Here is a 20,348-nt window from a genome sequence, read left to right as displayed (position 1 = left end):
TAAGAGAAAATAGAATAGGTGGTTACAAATTCACCACAATGGTGTTAGTCACTGTTGCACCTTTGTCATCCATCACTTTAATTTTCACTTCATGTTTTCCAGAGCTTGGGAAAATGGCGGTGAAGAGTTTGCCACGTTTTATTTTTCCATTCGGCAGGGTCCATTCCGTATCGACAATACGCCCATCGCTATCGCTGCTGGTCGACCACATTGTTACCCAGCGTCCAAGGTGGATGTACTTAGCACTGGCTTGCGGTAATGCGTTAGGCACTTCAACCTGTGTTGTACGCGTAGTGGTGTTGGTTGCGCCTTTATCATCCGTTACGGTTAGGCTTACTGTGTATTGCCCTGCTTTGGTGTAGCTCCAGCTTGGCGCCATTTCGCTGCTCATTTGGCCGTTACCAAAATCCCATGCGTAACTGACTAGCTCGCCATCTTCATCATGGCTGTAGTTGAGAGCACTGACAGATAAACCGTCGGTTTTAAGCTCAAAGTTGGCGACAGGAGCTTGGTTTTGTTCGCTGACTTTTGATAAGCGAATTACGCCGTACTCATTGTCTTGGCCTTGGTTGAGGATGTCGATCATCAAGCCAAATTCCGTTAACTTACGCCCAGCATCTGGTACTAATGGTGAGCTGTAATCCACGCCATCAGAGAAATTACCATTACCGATTAAGCTTGTGTCTTCGAGTACATCACCACCGGCAGCGACTAAACGTAGAGGTGTTTGATCTTGCAATGAGAAGGTTGCATCTCGCACTTGGAAGCGCGTTTGTGCGGCTTCACCGGTTTTTGACCAAACCAATGCGTTTTGATCCGCATCGACGACACCTAACCAACCTTCACCTGGGTGATTACCTACCCAGTTATCCGTGTAAGATTCATCCACATACCATACCAGTAGGCCGGGTTCGAAAGTCATCAACTGACCCATGCGTTTGATATTGGCTAAGCCTTGGTCGACGTCATTGTGGCTACGCCATTGCAGTAAATAATAGTGTGGCGCTTCATGGAAGCCATTGTTGGTGGTGTAACCTTTAAAGGCGAAGGTAGATGTTCCTTCGGCATCATCAATAAGGGTCTGCTGCCCGTCGACCTCTAACTGTAGGTTATCAAGGTAAAGACCTTCCATGGCTAAGCCGCCATCAGTGACATAGTCAAAGCTGAGTGTCACTTCTTGGCCTGCCCACTGGGAGACGTCAAATATCGCATCAACCCAGCCATCCGACTGACCAGCAATAGCAGGTACAAGCCCTGTATTGTACGGGTCATCCATGGTGGTGATGTTACCTGCAATCGCTTTACCATTGAGCAGTACGCGTGCAAAGTCGTAGTCTTTTTCAATCTGATACCATGCTTTAAAATTCAGCGTAGCTTGTTCACCTGTAGGGATAGAAAGCTTACGAGACATGCTATTTTTCAGATCATCGCCTCGGTTTGAATAAAAAGCGGACGAACCTTGATAAGGCTTCACCCCATCAACACGCTTCAGTGGTAAATCAATCTTCACCATATTTGGTCGAGCATTGTCAGTGGTTTGGAATAGGGTAAATACGCGAGGATTTTTCTCTAACTCTGCAATCGAAATTTGATCGTCATTGATCCAACGACCACCGACCGCTTTTTGTAAGAACTGTTTAGACCAAGAGCTGAATGCCGTCGGTTGTGTTCCGCCAATTTTTCCGGCCCAACTGCCAGAAGACATGATAGACCAATAGGAAACTGGCTCACCTTTACCTGTGTATTGGGTATCGTATTCGTCAGGCAAACCTAAATCGTGGCCATACTCGTGTGCGCAAACCCCAGCGGCCGCATCAATCGGTTGCATGGTGTAATCAAAGGCGGCATATTGGCCGTTAAAGCGATCTGGAAGCGTACTTTTTGTGCCTTGAAGGACATAAGGTTGGCCGAGATTATAACGGTGGGACCATATGGCGTCAGGTCCAAGCACACCGCCGCCGGCTTCTTCACCAACGGATGCATGGAACACCATCAAGTGATCGATTACGCCGTCCGGTTCGCGGAAGTTGCCATTACCATTGTAATCGTAACGATCTTCAATATCGTAATCGGCCAGATTAATACTAGGGTCTTGCGCCAGTTGGTTCAGTGCTTCGCGCACCAACTCTTGCGCATTCATATCTTTGTCTGTTGTTGCAGAGTTGCCCCCGTAAAACGCGGCGTTTTTAGACGCGCGATACCAACCTGCGGCTTGCCCGGCCACACTGTAGCTTTGCCCAGACTCGCTTTCATAATACTGACGCATCGAGATGAAATTTTCTCCATTAGGGCCTGCATAGCCCGCATCGGAAAAAAGCAGATCTTGATAGTGAGGTGGATTGTAGCTGGCATAGAGCATTTCAGTATGCTCTTTGGTCAGGCGGTTATCGTTCCAAGGTAAATCGGGAAAATCAATTAAAAGCGCTAATACCTTATCGGTGCGTTTGGTGCTGATATCGAGAGCAAAAACGCTGGCTTTTTGGTGGCCTTTTTGTTTTTCAATGGTCTTTAATACCCGTGCGCGTTGCTCAAGAGCTTGCTTACCAAATTGCGCATCGCCGTGGAAGCCCGATTTGATTTTCTGCTCTAAATAACGATCCAAGGCATCGCGCTTGATTGCATCGGTAGCATTGGCATCCACAACACCGTTACGCACTAACATTTCAATGAGTTTATCTTCATTGACTACCCCTAAATCAATCGGGGTGTGCGCATAAGCACTGACGTTAAATAGTGTTACCATTGCTGACGCAAGCAAGGTTTTCCTTATGTGTTTCATCTGCTTTCCTTATTTTTCTTTCTGTATTTATGGTATTAACAATTTCACTGAACTGATTTCCATACGACTGAGCGCTATAGAGAATAAATGGCTTTCATCGCCATAAAATAGAATTCATGGACGCAATGAGTGGCTGGTATATTCTTATCTAGGCAAGTTTTCTGAGTGTTATTCAGTGAAGATTGAACGGGTGATTTAGTCGCTCTTCGGCGGAGAAATACACGCTTCTTCTTGATGAGTTGTCGAATTGAGAGACTTTTCTTTGTGGTGTTTTCTTTGTAGATAAAGGGCAAGTGCTTGTTGTTGCTGTTCTGATGTCAGCCCTTCACATATCACACCTCGTTCGATTAATGAGGCGAGCAACCGTTCATCATCAACTGAAGATTGAGCAAGGCTAATTGATGAGTAACTAATTAATAAAAAATAAATTAAATGTTTCACAGTATATCCATATAATGTGTGAATTATTCGTAACAATCTATATATCAGTCATACGCATAGCAAGTGTAAATAATTGTTGTTTTGAAATAACATCATATTTTAAACATAACTAGTTAACATTTGGTTTGTTTTTAATTGATAAATATGTCGGTTCTTTATTCTTAAATTTAGAATTAATAATTGATGGATTTGTATTTTATTCTTAGTGATAAAGATGAAATTCTTTAGATAAATAAAGTGATAGGTTAGAATTCAATCGAAAGTAAATGTTGGGTCAAAACCAACAATGACTAATAATAGGTTTAGTATTTTTAATAATATGAACTTTGCTAAAAGATGATCTTAGTTCAATAAATAATTCATCATTTAAGCCTGCATTTAAGAGTCATTAACTTGTGGCGTTGATGAGCCAAGTGGCAAAGGTATCGTTGCCTGGACACCTTGCAGCCATTGAGCAAACGTGCTTTATTGAAATCAGTGACTGATTATTTTGGAATGTTTGCATTATGTGCCGCTGGCTCGCCTACCAAGGAACTCCTATCTACCTCGATCAACTGGTTTATCAACCGGAACACTCTCTCGTGCACCAAAGTTTAGAAGCGCGTAAAGCGGTCACCCGTGTCAACGCTGATGGGTTTGGGCTGGGTTGGTATACCGAACGCACTACACCCGGGCAGTTTCATGAAGTCTTACCCGCTTGGGGAGATGAAAACCTGCGATCCTTAACGCATCACATTCGTTCTCACCGTTTTATGGCACATGTGCGTTCGTCCACCGGAACGCAGGTTTCCCGTTCTAACTGTCATCCGTTTATTTTGGATCACTGGATGTTTTTACATAACGGGCAAATTGGTGAGTTTGAAAAAGTGAAATTCGCCTTAGAACGGCAGCTACCGGAATCGCTATACGTCAAGCGTGTTGGGACAACGGATAGTGAATTGATTTTTTTATTGATGATGAGTAATGGGTTACGCAGTCAGCCAGTACAAGCCATTACGACCACGATTGGTCAAATTGCGCAGGCTTTGGCGGAGAAACAGATAGTCACACCTTTTAAAGCTTCGATTTGTATCTCTGATGGGCAAGATTTTTGGTTAGTGCGTTATAGCTCTGATGGTAATCCGCCGACCGTGTTTAGTAAAAGCGAAGACGATAATATGGTGGTTGCGTCAGAACCCCTTGATAGTGAAAGTGGTTGGCAAATGATTGAGCCGCAAACCATTACTCATGTGATTGGCACTCAATGTACTGTGTATCCGATCACTTAGTTAGTGGTGGAAAAATTAGTAATGTATTGATATATAAGATCTATTGGTTAATCGATTGCTCTCTCATGAGAGCAATTCTTTTTTGAAGTAAGATCCTGGTTTCTGTGCATTAAGTTTCATTTTGTTGATGTGATTCTGATATAAATCGCGACTCATTCATTTCTATGATCTATAGAGAGTCGTTACTATGCGTATTGCTCCGGTTCCATCTATTCATTCCCCTCGTCCCAAACCTAATGCTTTGCTATTGGCATTATCGTTAGCAGGATTACCGTCTTTTTCTTATGCATTAGATGCCTGCCAGTTTAATGATATCACCCAAGCACAAGAGCCAATTTTAGCGATTAAAAATGCACAACCAGCCTGTTATAACTCGTGGTTTTATACCGATAGTAAAGCCATCTTGGGTCTATACAGTGAAAATAGTATAGACAGCATTAACCGAGCGCTGGCGTTAGAGGTTTCGCAATATCAAGGAACAGAAGCGCAAGCCAAATCTATTGCTAATCTGGGGGAGTTTATCCGTGCCGCGTATTATGTGCGCTATGGTGTAAAACAAGATTTTGGTGATTATTCGGATCAATTGAGTAATGCGATTGCGGATACGATCAACCAGTTTATGTTATCGCCTTATAGTTTGAGCTTAGGTCGTGAACAAGTGGCGGCCATGTCGAGCTTAACGTTAATGGTCGATAACGTGAAACGCCTACCTTCAACGATGGCGAATTTCATCGTGCTATTGGACGCCTTTAACCCACAAACGGCGCAAGATGTGCAGTTTGTTGATGGTTTAAATAACTTATTTCGATCCATGAGCGGCCATGCTTCGCGTGATGATTTTTATCAAGACATTGAAGCCCATCCAGAATATTTGGAGACACTGTATCGTTTTGCCACTGAGCATGATTGGGCGTTAGGAACCGATGCCGATTTCATTTTGTACAATGCGGTGCGTGAAACGGGGCGCTTACTGGTTAGCCCTTACCCAAACACCAAAACTCGAGTCATTGCGATTTTAGAAAAAGTATTGGAACGTTACCCGCTGGGTGGACGTAGCGATAAACTCTGGATTGCTGCGGTTGAAATGCTTTCTTACTACGCGCCAGAGACATTGGAAGCGCTTAATTTAACGCAAGCTAAGCAGCAACTTGAACAGCGTATCATGCCAAATCGTCATCAATGTGATGGACCTGCCATTATCCGTTCGCAAGGCTTAACACCACAACAAGCAGAGCAAGCGTGTGAAATTTTGAATGAGAAAGAAGCCGACTTCCATGCCGTCGCGAATACCGGTTTCACGCCCGTAGCCGATGATCTCAATCAACAAGTGGAAGTGGTAGTATTTGATAGCAACGAAAGTTATGTCAGTTATTCCAACTTCTTGTTTGGCAATACCACTAACAACGGCGGGCAATACCTTGAAGGCAACCCGGCTGATGCCAACAACACAGCGCGCTTTGTCGCTTATCGATATGCGCAGGATGAGGCGTTGTCTATTCTCAATTTAGAGCATGAATATGTGCATTATTTGGACGGACGCTACAATCAATACGGTTCATTTTCTCTCAATTTAAGTGAAGGCCATATCGTGTGGTGGTTGGAAGGCTTCGCTGAATACATGCACTATAAAAAAGGCTATCAAGCGGCGGTAGACTTAATTGCCGAGAAAAAACTGAGCCTCACGCAAGTGCTAGCCACTACTTATCAAAATGACACCAATCAAATTTATCGCTGGGGCTATTTAGCGGTTCGTTTTATGCTGGAAAACCATCCGAATGAAGTGGATCAACTGCTAGCGCTATCACGTAGTGGTGATTTCAAAGCATGGGCTGAGCAAGTGAAACGGATCGGCAAAAGCCTAGACAGCGAATTTTCAACTTGGTTAGACACTTTGACAACGGACAGTGGTAATCCAGACGATCCGACTGTACCGCCAATTCAACCAGAAGACACGATGAATCATTTAGCGTTAGGGCAGAGCGTTACCTTGTCGGGTGAGCAGTACAGTGAACAACTCTATTATATTGATGTTCCAGATAATATCAGTGAATTGTCGATTAATATTAGCGGTGATGGTGACGCCGATCTTTATTTAAGTTATGAAAAAATTGCGCATTATTATGATTATCAAATAACAAATTTTGAACTGCATAGTAATGAAACAATTGCACTAGAGAAACAAGCCAATGGTACCGTTTTACCGGGTCGCTATTATTTTAGTATTACGGGTAGAGAAGCTTATCAGCGTGTTGAATTAAATACGAAAGTAAGTTACGCCATGACCGATAATACGCAAAAGCCTAGTGATGATTTAGCACCTGTTGTTCTCGAAAATCGTCAGCCAATGACGTTGGGTATTCATCAAACTCGCTATGCAGCGATTTATGTACCAGAGGGAATGAGCAGTGTCAAAGTTTGGCTCCAGCCTATTGATGAGATGGCAGCCCACAATGTTGATCTTTATGCAGAAAGCGAGCACTGGCCTACATTGACTCATTTTGACCAAGCGTCTAAGCGCTCTGATAGTTATGAGTATATCGAACTGCCAGTGACACAAGCGGGCTATGTCCATTTCATGCTTAATGCACAGCAAGCCAATAGCCAAGTCGAGCTCTATGCAACTTATGAATAACTAATGAATAAAAAGAAGTGTAAAAGCACTTCTTTTTATTAAAATCATATAATTAGCCAGAAAAGTAATAGCTATATTAACATTTTTTAATTTAATCTTTACTTAATAATAATTTGATCTTGTGGGAAGAATATAAATTAACACTCTATTTATTTCTTGAAAGAATAGCATTCGGTGATATTGTGTTTTTATGTAGAGTTATTACTCTATGTTGTAATTAAAAATATTAAGGGTTCATTATGAGATATATAACACCCGTTTCATTACTGCTTGTGGCCACTATTATGGGGTGCAATTCAGAAGAAGCGACAACCAGTAGCACCAGCCAATCCAATGCTGATGCGATTGCACAGCAAAAAAGAGCGTTAGCACTGCAACTGAGTGAAAGTTACGCCGAGCTTGAAACCACACTTAAAACTGAAATCAGCGCGCAAAACCTATCCATTTCTGTTTCCACTTTGTTTGAAGAGCAGCCTGATTCCGATTTTAGTCAACAGATGGTTGTAGCAGACGCGCAAATTCGTTCAATGAAAGGCATTGAGGATTTTACTGAGCAGTTGCTGCAACTGCGTATTGCCGATGCGTCGATGATTAAAGAGTGGCAAGAAGGGCAAAGCCCGTTGTTTGCTTTTGAGCCCAAAGGTAATGATGCGTCTTGGCAATATATTGAAGCGTTTGATGTGTACGGACAGGTGCATCAACTGGACGTATATCAAATGCCAGATGTACCCGTTTTCGTGGTTGATAGTAATAGCGAAGTAGAATTGCGCGCAGGCTTACAAGCAATGCGTGCACAGATGAACGCATTGGGTCAATCGACCACATTGACCACAGTAGAAAGTGGTAGTGTCGCCGCGCAAGCGATGGCCCGCAGCAGCGATAATAGCGCTGAGCCTATTTCCACCACAGTGCTGAAAAAAATTCGTTTAGCGGATGACAAAGAACCGTGGATCTCTGGAGCGGCTGAAATTTATGCGATTGTTACAGGCATCAATCCAAGCCGAGATGAACCGACCATTGACTTAGTTGAAATGCCTTATTTGGATTACGACAAGCAAGATTACTTCCCAAATCAAGTGATGATCCAATGGTCTCGTTACCGTTGGGGCGCAGCCGATCTTATCTTGATGGAGCAAGATGATGGTACCGATTATAAAGAGCTGGCTAAACTACTCGTCAAAGTAGCGGAAGAAGTGCTGAAGCTTATCCCTGATCCAGAAGTGCAGGCGTATGCGATTATTCCGCAAATCACGGGCAAGATCATTGATGCGATTCCCGATGGTTTACTGGTCAACGACGACGATTATGTCGATGTCTTTTACACCTTGATGCAAGACACCAGCTATGTTGATCATCCTGGAGCGAGTGGTAACGCAGTGGCCACTTTTGAGCCTTTGACGATTAACCCGACACGTCCATAACATTTCTCTCCCCCTACAAAGCGAGCGCGAATCTCTTATTAGCGCTCGCTTTTTCGTCATTCTTGCTGCTTCTGATCATCATGGCCGATTTTGATGTGAATAGGGTTGCTTGAACGACGGTCAACGATTATATTACTCGAACTTAATGCGAATGCTTATCAAAATCTGTCGCAGTTATTTTAAATGGGAACCTATATGAAATCGTTGTTTAGTTTGGCAGCACTTGGCTTGCTTACCTCTTTTACTCTCAGTGCTAAAACCGTTTCTGTGGATCATCAACTCGGTACCACGACGATCGAGCAAAATCCGCAACGTGTGGTTGTCATTGGTTTGGGTGCGTTAGATACGTTAGATCGCTTTGGTATTGAACCTGTCGCGGTATCTAAAGTGACTGAACTGCCGAATTATTTAGCGAAGTACAACAGCGATACATACGCACCTGCCGGTTCTTTATTTGAGCCTGATTTCGAAACCATTTATATGCAAAAACCGGATGTGATTGTGATTGGGCCGCGCGCTGCAACCAGTTATGACGAGCTATCTAAAATTGCACCAACTATCGTTTTTGCAGCCGATGCAAGCCAAGGCTACTGGCAGAGTACACAACAGCAGTGGCGTAATCTAGGCAAAGTCTTTGCTATTGAAGACCAAGTGGAAGCCAAAATTGAAGATTTAGATAAGCAGTTTCAAGCACTTCGTAGCTTTAATCAGAACAACCAAATCGATGCGCTCACAGTGATGAGCTCTGGCGGTAACATTACCGCTTTTGGGCCTGAATCACGTTTCTCGGCGGTGTATAAAGATTTTGGATTCAAAACGACTGTCGATAGCATCAAAGCGACACGCCATGGCGATCTAATCTCTTATGAATTTATTCGCGAACATGATCCTAAAACCTTATTGATCATTGATCGTGATACGTTGGTCAACAAAGGGCAAAGTCACACTCGCCAAGAGTTTGAAAATGACCTGATCAAAGCGACTGCGGCCTACAAAAATAAAAGTATGGCCTTTTTAGACCTTAATGCTTGGTACCTATCCATTTCTGGTGTGACTGCTACAGAGCAGATGATCAGCGACGTTAGAAATGCTGTACACATTCACTAATTTGCCACAAACAAGCTGAGGTTAGCTTTGAAAAAGTTATTGCTTGCTTTGTTGGTAGTCAGCCTATCTTCACTGTTTGTGGGGGTAGGCAATCTATCACTAATGGCATTACTGCAAGGAGATGCCCATGCTTGGCAACTGCTCTTTACCAGTCGTTTGCCACGTTTGTTGGCGATTGTTTTAGCCGGGGCAGGGCTCAGTATCGCGGGTCTTATTATGCAGCAAATCAGTCAAAACCGATTTGCCGCGCCTTCTACCTCCGGTACCATTGAATGCGCCATGCTGGGCTATGTGTTGAGCTTAGTCTTTTTTGGTCACGGTGAAAGCTTGTGGCTTATTTTCTCGGTTTCGATTGCGGGCACTTTGCTGTTTGTCCAACTGATTCAGCGCGTGCAGTTTAAAAATGCCATTTTTGTCCCTTTGATCGGCATTATTTTTGGTAATGTGGTGGAATCCGCCGCCTCCTTCATCGCTTACAAATACGATGCGATACAAAACCTTTCTAGCTGGACGGTAGCCAATTTTGCCAATTTGCTGAAAGGGGATTTCGAACTGCTCTATATTGCGATTCCGGTTGCCCTCTTTAGCTATTTGTATGCGGCGCGAATTTCGGCGGTCGGCATGGGTAAAGATTTTGCTGTGAACTTAGGGCTTAACTATCAGCAAGTGCTGGTGATTGGCGTTTGTTTAGTGTCGGTGATGTCTGCGACGGTTGTGATGATTGTAGGTCAACTGCCTTTTTTAGGGTTGATTGTGCCTAATTTAGTCAGCCACTATTACGGCGACAACTTACGCAAAAATATCCCTCGTACGGCCATTTTCGGTGCATTATTGGTGCTGCTATGTGATTTGGGCGGCCGTTTGATTATTTTCCCCTATGAAGTGCCGATTTCGATGATCATCAGTATTCTCGGTGGCAGTGTATTTATTGTGTTGCTGTTGCGAGGCCAACGCCATGGGTAAGTCTGTATGTGCGAGCATCACTTTTCGTGATCATACCAAACTGTGGTTACTGGTTTTGGCTTCTCTGCTTTTTGCTGGGTTATTTATTGGTGTTGGATTGAACGCCGACAACTATCACTATTTTCTTTCTCGTCGTGTACCCAAAGTATTGGCGATGGTGTTAGCGGGCATTGCCATTGCGCAGTCCTCTCTAGCGTTTCAAACCATTACCCACAACCGAATTTTAACGCCCAGCATCATGGGGTTTGATTCACTCTACCTGTTTGTGCAGGTGTTAGTGGTGACTCTTTTTGGTGGCCTAAGTAGCTACGCGCTCAATGCTTATCTCAATTTTTCGTTGTCCGTTGCTGCCATGTTGCTGTGTTCTAGTTTGTTGTTCGCTTTTTATTTTCGTAAGCAGCAGAGCAACTTAATGGTGTTGTTGCTATTAGGAGTCATTCTGGGACAACTGTTTTCCAGCATTTCCTCCTTTTTGGTCATGCTGATGGATCCGAATGATTTTTCATCGGTACAGTCCAATATGTTTGCGAGCTTCAACAACGTGAAAGTGGAACTTGTGTATTGGGTAACACCGTTACTGCTGTTGGTTTGCTTTGGCCTGTTTCGCCTGCATCGCGTGTTGGATGTTTTATGGTTGGATAACGATAACGCGGTCAGTTTAGGGGTGGATGTACGCCGAGTGACGCACCATGTGTTGATGCTTAGTGCGGTATTAATTGCTATTTCTACAGCTTTAGTTGGGCCCGTGATGTTTTTTGGCTTATTGGTCACCAACTTAACGCGCGAGTGGTTTCGTTCATACCAACACCGAACCTTATTGATTGGTTGTTCCGCGATGGCGGTGTGTGCATTGCTTTCTGGTCAATGGGTGGTTGAAAAAGTATTCCAGTTTGAAACAACGCTGAGTGTGGTGATCAATTTCATCGGAGGTCTCTATTTTCTCTCCCTCCTTTTACGTAATAAAATGGTTTAATTTCATATGATTCAGCTAGATAAACTGACTAAAGTGTTTGGCCAACAAGCCGTTGTGGATAAGGCCTGTGCGCAGTTTGAAAAAGGCAAGGTCACTTCAATTATTGGCCCTAATGGCGCAGGGAAAAGTACCTTACTGTCAATGGCCAGCCGTTTGGTCAGCCGTGATAGCGGTAAAGTTTGGATTGAAAGCAAAGAGCTGGTTGAGTGGGATACTAAGGCGTTGGCTAAAAAGCTGTCGGTTCTGCGTCAAGCCAATACTCTGACCATGCGTTTTACCGTGAAAGAGCTGGTGGCTTTTGGCCGTTTTCCTTATTCGCAAGGTAAATTAACGGCCAACGATCATGCGATGATTGAACAATCGATCGAATATCTTGATCTTAAAGCGATAGAAGATAAATACCTAGACGAACTGAGTGGCGGCCAACGCCAACTGGCCTTTATTGCCATGGTGATCGCCCAAGATACCGATTACATCTTTCTCGATGAACCGTTAAACAACCTCGATATCAAACACTCATTGCAGATCATGGCCACTATTCAGCGTTTGGCACATGAGTTGAATAAAGCGGTAGTCGTGGTGATTCACGACATCAATTTTGCATCCTGTTACTCCGATTCCATCATTGCGCTGAAACGAGGCCAAGTAGTAGCAACTGGCACAGTACAAGAGGTGATTCAATCGTCGGTTTTGAGCGATATCTATGAAACGCCGTTCAACGTATTAGAAATAGAAAGCAAGCGTATTTGTATGTATTACACCCATTGATGCGGTTTAACTGCCGGTGTGCGTAACGTTACGAGTACTGAACAGAACGCTTTCGATTCACCGTAAGCCCCCTTTTTACTGCCTAATGTTGTCAACGCAAAATGGTGGAAGCGCAGATGTTTACTGCGCGCTACAGGATGGACTTAAATATTGATATATTTCTCACTTCAAAAGAAATAATAACTTGCCTCAGATCAAGAAAAAATCGTTTGGCATGATGCTGAAACTAAAACAAAGTTGAAAGATTAAAAAATTATTGAATAATGAGGGTCACGTAAACCAAGAAGTTGTATACTTCAACACTTAGTCTAAAACAGGAAACTTACCCCATGTCGAACTCGTTTGTTTTGGTTATTAACTCTGGCAGCTCATCACTGAAGTTTGCGGTGATTGATTCAAATACGGGGGATGCCGTACTGAGTGGTCTAGGTGAATGCTTTGGGCTTGATGATGCCCGTATGAGCTGGAAGTTTAACGGAGAAAAAGCCAATTGTGCGATTCAAGGTGAAGCGAATCACCACCTGTTGGCGGTTGCAAAACTGGTTGAGCTTGTGAAAAGCTACGGCTTGATTGATGACGTCGTTGCAATTGGACACCGCGTAGTACATGGTGGCGAGAAGTTTACTAAGACCGTTAAGTTAGACGAAAAAATCGTCAACGAAGTTGAAGCGCTTAGTGATTTAGCACCGCTACACAATAAAGCACACGCGATTGGTATGCGCGCGGCAATGCTAGCGTTTCCTGAGTTACCGCAGTTTGCTGTTTTTGATACCGCTTTCCACCAAACCATGCCAGCAAAAGCCTACACAGGTGCGATTGCAAAAGAGCTATACACTGAGTTTGGTATTCGCCGCTATGGTTTCCACGGAACCAGCCATTATTTTGTGAGCCGTGAAGCGGCAAAAATGATCAACAAGCCAGTTGAAGAAAGCAGCTTTATTTCTGTTCACCTTGGTAATGGTGCGTCAGTGTGCGCAATTAAAGATGGCCAGAGTGTCGATACCAGTATGGGTTTTACACCGCTTTCCGGTTTGATGATGGGCACTCGCTGTGGTGACCTTGACCCCGGTATCATTGAATTTCTATTGAAGAAGGGTTGGACGCAAGAACAAGTGTTTAATTCATTGAACAAAGCCTCTGGTTTCTTGGGTGTTTCTGGTTTAACCAGCGATGCACGTGGCATTCTAGAAGCCATGGAGCAAGGTCATGAAGGCGCTACATTGGCCTTCCAAGTCTTCACCTACCGTGTGGCGAAATACATCGCGTCATACCTTGCAGCGCTTGATTCGCTCGACGGTATTATTTTCACTGGTGGTATTGGCGAAAACGCATTGCCTATTCGTCGTGAAATTCTACGCAACCTGAAAATTCTTGGTTTTGTGGAAGATGAGCAAGGCAACGAGCAAGCTCGATTCGGTAATGCTGGCATTATCGCAAAATCAGACATGCTAAATGCAGTAGCGCTTGTGGTACCAACCAACGAAGAATTCGTGATCGCCCAACAGTCGGTTGAGTTGCTATAATTAAATTTAAAATCAAATAGATAAAAGCGAGCTTAGTGCTCGCTTTTTTTGTACTCATATGTTGGATAGACCATCGCTAAGGATGTGCATGGCGACACACCCATTACTAGCTCTATTGACTTCTACAATTCATTTTGTGCCCCACAGCATGTTTCATTAGCAGCAGTAATCGCTTACTAATCCTTATTTGAAAACACCTTCAATAAGTTATTAATTGCTTATGAGAGTCACTTAGTTCGAACTTAGCCCAACATCTAAAAAACCGATTTAAACATTGTCGTTTTTGTTCAATCTTAGCGAGCGGACATTGCTTATTATGTGTGGCATCCGAAAGCGAGGCACTTCTTAGATAAAGGTGGAAGGCTTTCCGGTAAATCAAAAAAATTAGGTAAAAAGCGATGTTAGACATTAAACCAATCGAAAATCTAGAAGAAATCAGCACACTAAAGCAAGCATATTTTGCACAATCAACAGCACCGCTTGATGGTATGTGGCACTTTGGATTTGTGCCCATGTCTACACACTTTGGGTTTTATGAGCAAGGAACTCTAGTTGGATACTGCTGCATCAATGGCGAAGGTTATATGTTGCAGTTCTACTTGAGTAATGATGCTAAAATGGATGCAAAAGAACTTTTCACGCTTATCGCAGAACAAAATAGCTCAGTCATTGGGGTTGTAAATGGTGCATTTGTCAGTACAGCAGAGCCACAGTATCTGTCACTTAGCCTTGATAACGCATCAGCAGTGAAGGTTAATTCTCTGATGTACAAGCAAAAAGAGGCGAGTAAGCAAAGCATTATCCCTGAGTTTGAACTAAAGCTAGCAGAGTCAGAGCAACTGGAGCAGTTTGTTGAGTTTGCAGCCACTACTATTGGCGCACCAGAGCAGTGGCTTACAGGCTACTTTGGTAACCTGATTAATCGTAAAGAGTTATTCGGTTACTGGAGCGAGAATGAACTTATTGCAACGGGCGAGTGCCGTCTGTCTGATGAGTACCAAACGGAATATGCAGACCTTGGTATGATTGTCGCTCAATCACAACGTGGAAAAGGCATTGCTACTCAACTGCTTAAATGGTTAGTTAACTCAGCTAATCAGCGTGGTTTAACGCCTATCTGTTCTACTGAGAGCAGCAATGTAGGTGCACAAAAAGCTATTAAACGTGCGGGTTTATCATCTTCAAACCGCATTGTTCAGGTTGAATTTAACAACAAATAACTTGTTATCCCTCTTGCTGTGGTAAGGGGGATTTTTGTTTACGACGATCTGACTTATAGTACCCTTAATCAATAAACCTAACGGAAATGGTTATGATCCATTGGCTAAAGTCGCCAAACTCACCATGTGTTTCCCAATATGTAGAATGCTATTGGTTGATTGATAAGTGCCCTGATTCAGAGACTTATCAATTCCCAAAGCTCAACCCTGACCCATCGGCACATTTGATTCTTTCACCTCACAATCAAGCCTACTCTTATGACCTGAACCCGAGCATAGCGAAGGGAGAAGGCAGCCATTGGCTTTATCCACATCGGCAGACCTTTGAATTAGATCACTCTAAGCCATTTGTTCATCTTGGTATCAAGTTTCGTGTCGGCGCTCTTTACTGTTTACCCGATTTTTCTGCCAATCCTTTGGCACTAGATGAAGTGGAGTCAGTGGAAGACTCAACATTGTTCAAGCAATTAGGTATGGATGAAAGCAAACTGATTGAACAGGCTCGAACTAATCCACAGCAGTGTGTAGAGCAGTTAGATACGATGCTGTCGCCTTGGTTGGAACAGTGCACCGAAGATCAGCACAGTAAAATCACTCGCAATGTACTTAAACATCTAGACCAGAGTACGATATCTGAGCTGGGTGAAAAACTGTATTGTTCACAAAGAACCCTAGAAAGAAGCTTTCAACGCACCACAGGGCTTACCCTTAAACAGTGCCAGTCGATGAATAGATTAGAAGCAATGCTAGAGTATCTCTATCAACGTGAATCGACTGAACTAGATTGGGGTGAAGTTGTCTTCAAATTTGGTTTTAGTGATCAACCTCACTTGATCCGCCACCTTAAAAAACAGCTTGGCTTTACACCTAAAACTTATGAGAAAGAGCGAGGGTTGACGATTGATGTCTATGGTGGTGTTAGTTCAAAATCAAAGTTAGGCTGATGGAACTATTCAATGGGCACTAACGCATTACAGAACTTAATTTAAAGTGAAAGTATTGACGTAATTATTCTAGCTCGCTTCTGTCCAAATTCCTGTTAGCAGATGCGATACGAATATAAACCTAACCAATGAAGAGCTGGTAATTGCTCGTGAATGTGTAGAGCGCATCTAACGCCGTAGACCTTGTTCCCTATCTTAAAGCCTGAACCCAAGCGTTCGGGCTTTTTCTTTAACACACTGACTGATAAGTAAAAGCAGAGTTTTCTACTCGCTTGAACAGATATGACCTCTAGTTACTTAGTATTAGAAATAGTGTGTTTTAGGTTTTACTAAACTATCTTTAACAGCATAACAATATTCATATAAACGAATGGCTTTAATGATTGTGTTTGGAGAGCGCATTTATGCAGTGGATTAAAGACTTATCGATTACCCAAAAAATGATTTCGCTAATTACGCTAATGCTGTGCCTAATTGTTGGTGTTGCAAGTTTTAGCGCTTTAAAAATGAATCGTATTGCGCTCGAAATTGAAGAAATCGCGGATGAAAGTATCCCTTTAATCCGGTTGACGTCGGATATCACCATCAAACAGTTGGAAAGCTCGATCGTGTTAGAAAAGGCTTTTCGACTGGCTAAAATTCCTGTCGAAGGCAACTCACAAGCGCTGAAAGACCTTACTCAGAAGACAGAAAGCATCGCAAAAGTGTTGGAGTCTGAATTGGCACAAGCGAAGCAAATACTCAGTGATGCAAAGAAGCATCGTCAAGCGAAGGGTGTTGATCAAGAGAGCCAAAACCGATATCAAACATTTGAAGCGTTAGAAAGTCATTACTATCAGTATGAGGCGGCTTTGTTTGAGTTGCTCAAGCGCTTAAATAGTAATGAGCCAGTAGAACAACTTGCGCCACAAGTGCTCGTGCTAGAAAAAATGCAAGAGGCATTTAATACCGAAATTGAACATTTTCTACGCGATTTAGAGCAAAAAACAGCAATCTCTATTCTTATTACTGAAGATGAAGAACACAGAGCATTGCAGGGCACAATAACATTAGCTGTCGTTTCGATAATTCTTGGCCTTGTGATGGGGACGTTACTCAGCCGTCAAATTGTTCGCTCTGTGCTAAAGGTGAGAAATATAGCGGCGAAAATGGCAAATGGTCATTTTGATCAGCACATTGTGCCAGAGTCAAAAGATGAGATCGGCCAGTTGACGCAAAGTATGAACACCATGGCGGACTCGTTGAGTAAAACCGTTGGTGAGGTGATTCAAAGAGCAAACAGCATTGCAGGGCTGGTGACGGAATTAAATGTGTTGGCAGAGAATAACCGTAAAGCGATGCTTGTACAGCAAGAGAGCACTCAGCAAGTTGCGGCTGCAATGGAGCAAATGGCATCAACGATCACAGAAGTGGCGAGTAATGCTGAAGGTGCCGCGGAGTCGACTACTCGTGCAGATAACAGCGTTAAAGCGGCTTGTGAAACGACAGATGTGACACAAAAAATCTCCCATCAATTGGTGATTAACGCGGCTAACTCACAGAAAATGATCTTAGAGTTACAAGACAGCACACATAAAATTCAGAATTTCGTTTCAGTAGTTGATTCGATTTCAGAGCAAACCAATTTGTTGGCACTCAACGCTGCAATTGAAGCGGCAAGAGCGGGTGAACAAGGAAGAGGATTTGCGGTTGTGGCTGATGAAGTGCGCGCTTTGGCGTCTCGCAGCCAAGAAGCGACTCATGAAATCAGCAGTTTGATCCAAGTGTTGGTGAATAAAGCTCAAATTGCTGCAAAATCGATAGAAGATAATGACCAGCAGATCAGCGAATCATCAACACTCGTCGATAGTGCAAAAGCTCAGCTCTATTCGATAGCGGGAGCGTTAGACGAACTGATGCAATCGAACTTGCAAGTCGCCTCCGCCAGCGAGCAACAAGCCGTGAGTGCTGAAGAAGTCAGCCAAAATTTGTTAGGTATTCGTGATTCAGGCGACAAAGTATTAGTGAGCACGGAAGAAACCGCTAACGCTAGTAATGATTTATCACAGCAAGCCAATGATTTAAAAGCGTTAATGAGCCAATTTAGTGTGCGTAAATTAGCTTAACGTCAATAGTATTCGGATAGAAGAAAGGGCGAGGTTGCTGTTCGCCCTTCTGATATTAATTATCTCTTCAATGCGCTGAGGACTTTGACCTTAGTAAAGGCATGGGTCTTTTTAACGAATATGGTTTTGATGTATGTAGCTTTGACGTATATAGCTTCAAAGGACGTAGCTGCTTAATCTGGATTGCTTGTTTCTTCGCCCATTGAATATGACAAATCTCCATTGCCAAACCAAACGCCATCGCAAAATAGACGTAGCCTTTATTGATGTGCAGCTCAACACCTTCCGCGATTAACAAACCGCCCAGCATCATTAAAAACAGTAATGCCAGCGTTTTAAAACCCGGATAACGGGTGACTAAGGCGTTAATGCGCGCTGCGGTTAATATCATGATCACCGCAGACGCTAAAATGGCCGCGACCATGATAGGAATGTCGTTAGTTAGACCCACCGCAGTGATTACCGAATCCATGGAAAATACCGCGTCAACCGCGACAATTTGCAGTAATACGACCGCAAGGCCAGCACTTACTGTCGTCGTATGTGAATGCTCATCAGGCATCAGCCAGTTCCACAACTCTTTTGCTGCTTTGAATAACAGAAAAGCACCGCCGAAGATGAGGATAAAATCTCGTCCAGATAATTCGTTGCTAAACCAAACGACTATCGGTGCAGTTAACGACATCAGCCAACTGATAGAAAAAACCAAACCAATCCGAGCGGTAACCGCTAACAAAATGCCTAAGTTACGCGCAAGCGGCCGCTGCTGAACGGGGAGTCGTTCACATAAGACGGAAATGAACACTACATTATCAACGCCAAGAACCACTTCTAAAGCAAGCAGTGTGGCAAATATCGCCCAAGTTTCGGGTAGTAGGAAGAGTTCTAACATGTGGCCTCCTTAAATAAGGGGGCACGGTGAAGGGGGGGATCAGTAAATATTGGTCGCCTGAAGGGGTCGTCCATTGTCAATAAAAGCCTCTGTTGCTAAGGAAGCGACAGTAAATCATTGACTGAACCACAAGACAAGAGGGCGATTTGTAACAAAATACATATTCATCTTATCGAACAACGCCCTGCGAGTGATTTGTTCGCTCGCAGGCTAATTTTATCTTCAAAATGATGAGTCTTATTTAAATCGCGCTTTGCGATAGAACCTTAGTTTGTCGTGTTGATGAGGTGGCGCATAGTTGAACACTGCTCTCCGGGGTAACCAGGCAGAGCCTTAGCTGCTGAGCTACATGCCAGTTGTGCCGCTTGTTCGAGTCGTTCTGGGAGCGTACTCGCATTGACTGGCACCCAATTCATTTGCTCCCCAAGCCAGCTAGCCCAAGCAAACTCAACAAAATAAACCTGTTCATGCTTGCTGTAATAACCTGCATCTTGTAGTTCACCTGCCAAAGAGCGGTAGGGGTAGTCGGGTAGCTTACTTATGTGTGAAGGTAATTGATCGGGAGTTAGCGGGGCTCCTTTTTCATCGCGCAGCCATGTCCAGTGGTTGCCTTGCATGTCTTGCCAAAAACTCTCCTTGTTGTCGAGGTGAGCAAGGATGTGGACGGTCACCTCTTTCACACCTTGCTGCCAAAGCGCCTTAGTCAGATGATGTCGGTCAACCAACCAATACTGGCCATCAGCATCTACGATTACCGGGATCTTTTTCTTTTTCATGTACTTTTTAAGTTGTGCTGGGCTTTTTGTCGCCAGTTTGGCTTGTGTTTTATCAACTTGTTGTTGACCAACCCCGGCCTGAGTGGGGTGTAGCTGATTAATATCTAGGTTGCACCAGTCCCCGATGCCACTGTCTGTCCCGCAAGGAGCGAGTGCCCATGCTCCCTGACTGATGATTGCGGCGGCAAGCAATATCCATCCTTTGCTCAACATACTATTCCTTTTGAATGATGACGGTACCAATGCAATCAAATGCATTGTTGAGTATTCAATATGTAAAAGTGAAAGTTTAGCCTTCACCGATCCTCTGCCTTGCATTGTAGGAGTTTGAAGCCTAGCGGTACAGAAAACATCGATAAGGTGTTGGAGAATTTATCAGTCGGTATGTCGGTATATAGTTTAATAAAAAATCATAGGGTTACAGTGAAGGTGTAAAGTTATAACTTTGAATGAATGCATTAACGTTTACCATTTGGAGTGTGTTTCAGAGTAGAGTGATTAGCGAGCCGTCAACACACTTTTGCCCCAAAGTGAGT

The 20,348-nt window shown here is 43.5% G+C and carries 15 protein-coding genes; 11 read left to right on the top strand and 4 right to left on the bottom strand.

The window, feature by feature from the left end; genetic code table 11:
- Positions 1–22: 22 nt before the first annotated feature.
- Together AACQ75_RS15450 and AACQ75_RS15445 are read right to left on the bottom strand one after the other, a co-directional pair.
- Positions 23–2,779, bottom strand: a complete 2,757-nt coding sequence (locus AACQ75_RS15450; RefSeq protein WP_170888995.1) for an immune inhibitor A domain-containing protein — start codon at positions 2,777–2,779, stop codon at positions 23–25.
- 195 nt (positions 2,780–2,974) lie between these two features.
- The gene (locus AACQ75_RS15445) at positions 2,975–3,220 is read right to left on the bottom strand and encodes a hypothetical protein (protein ID WP_017043657.1); all 246 of its coding nucleotides are present in this window, start codon (positions 3,218–3,220) and stop codon (positions 2,975–2,977) included.
- 506 nt (positions 3,221–3,726) lie between these two features.
- On the opposite strand from AACQ75_RS15445, the gene AACQ75_RS15440 reads away from it, so the two are divergent.
- The 11 genes from AACQ75_RS15440 to AACQ75_RS15390 all read left to right on the top strand — a co-directional run bounded on the left by AACQ75_RS15440 (position 3,727) and on the right by AACQ75_RS15390 (position 18,144).
- Positions 3,727–4,488, top strand: a complete 762-nt coding sequence (locus AACQ75_RS15440; RefSeq protein WP_170888994.1) for a class II glutamine amidotransferase — start codon at positions 3,727–3,729, stop codon at positions 4,486–4,488.
- Positions 4,489–4,675: 187 nt separating this feature from the next.
- Positions 4,676–7,120 carry a M9 family metallopeptidase gene (locus AACQ75_RS15435; protein ID WP_170888993.1) on the top strand — a complete coding sequence of 815 codons (2,445 nt, stop codon included), beginning with the start codon at positions 4,676–4,678 and terminating at the stop codon, positions 7,118–7,120.
- Positions 7,121–7,359: 239 nt separating this feature from the next.
- On the top strand, positions 7,360–8,541 hold the full coding sequence (locus AACQ75_RS15430) for a DUF3103 domain-containing protein (RefSeq protein WP_017045107.1): 1,182 nt from the start codon (positions 7,360–7,362) through the stop codon (positions 8,539–8,541).
- A 195-nt stretch (positions 8,542–8,736) separates the two neighbouring features.
- Positions 8,737–9,648, top strand: a complete 912-nt coding sequence (locus AACQ75_RS15425) for a siderophore ABC transporter substrate-binding protein (RefSeq protein ID WP_202599578.1) — start codon at positions 8,737–8,739, stop codon at positions 9,646–9,648.
- Positions 9,649–9,675: 27 nt separating this feature from the next.
- On the top strand, positions 9,676–10,611 hold the full coding sequence (vctD, locus tag AACQ75_RS15420) for an iron chelate uptake ABC transporter permease subunit VctD (protein ID WP_026027432.1): 936 nt from the start codon (positions 9,676–9,678) through the stop codon (positions 10,609–10,611).
- Positions 10,604–11,584, top strand: coding sequence for an iron chelate uptake ABC transporter permease subunit VctG (vctG, locus tag AACQ75_RS15415; protein WP_170888992.1), 981 nt, complete (start codon positions 10,604–10,606; stop codon positions 11,582–11,584). The genes vctD and vctG overlap by 8 nt, the downstream gene beginning before the upstream one ends.
- A 6-nt stretch (positions 11,585–11,590) precedes the next feature.
- A complete protein-coding gene (gene vctC, locus AACQ75_RS15410; RefSeq protein WP_013868453.1) occupies positions 11,591–12,352 on the top strand; it encodes an iron chelate ABC transporter ATP-binding protein VctC in 762 nt (253 codons plus the stop codon).
- 329 nt (positions 12,353–12,681) lie between these two features.
- Positions 12,682–13,875, top strand: a complete 1,194-nt coding sequence (locus tag AACQ75_RS15405) for an acetate/propionate family kinase (RefSeq protein WP_026028183.1) — start codon at positions 12,682–12,684, stop codon at positions 13,873–13,875.
- 398 nt (positions 13,876–14,273) lie between these two features.
- On the top strand, positions 14,274–15,095 hold the full coding sequence (locus AACQ75_RS15400) for a GNAT family N-acetyltransferase (protein ID WP_170888991.1): 822 nt from the start codon (positions 14,274–14,276) through the stop codon (positions 15,093–15,095).
- A 92-nt stretch (positions 15,096–15,187) separates the two neighbouring features.
- Complete coding sequence (locus AACQ75_RS15395) at positions 15,188–16,039, top strand: helix-turn-helix domain-containing protein (protein ID WP_170888990.1); 852 nt, start codon at positions 15,188–15,190, stop codon at positions 16,037–16,039.
- Positions 16,040–16,443: 404 nt separating this feature from the next.
- Entirely contained in the window at positions 16,444–18,144 is a 1,701-nt protein-coding gene (locus AACQ75_RS15390; RefSeq protein ID WP_170888989.1) for a methyl-accepting chemotaxis protein, read from the top strand.
- A 67-nt stretch (positions 18,145–18,211) separates the two neighbouring features.
- Here AACQ75_RS15390 and AACQ75_RS15385 read toward each other — a convergent pair whose 3' ends face one another.
- A complete protein-coding gene (locus tag AACQ75_RS15385; RefSeq protein WP_017048214.1) occupies positions 18,212–19,036 on the bottom strand; it encodes a TerC family protein in 825 nt (274 codons plus the stop codon).
- A gap of 266 nt (positions 19,037–19,302) precedes the next feature.
- Positions 19,303–20,025, bottom strand: coding sequence for a ParB-like protein (locus AACQ75_RS15380; RefSeq protein ID WP_170888988.1), 723 nt, complete (start codon positions 20,023–20,025; stop codon positions 19,303–19,305).
- Positions 20,026–20,348 lie beyond the last annotated feature (323 nt).

The sequence above is a fragment of the Vibrio sp. B1-2 genome (genome assembly GCF_963888445.1).
Lineage (GTDB): Bacteria > Pseudomonadota > Gammaproteobacteria > Enterobacterales > Vibrionaceae > Vibrio > Vibrio anguillarum.
This window is presented reverse-complemented; position numbering and strand designations above follow the sequence as displayed.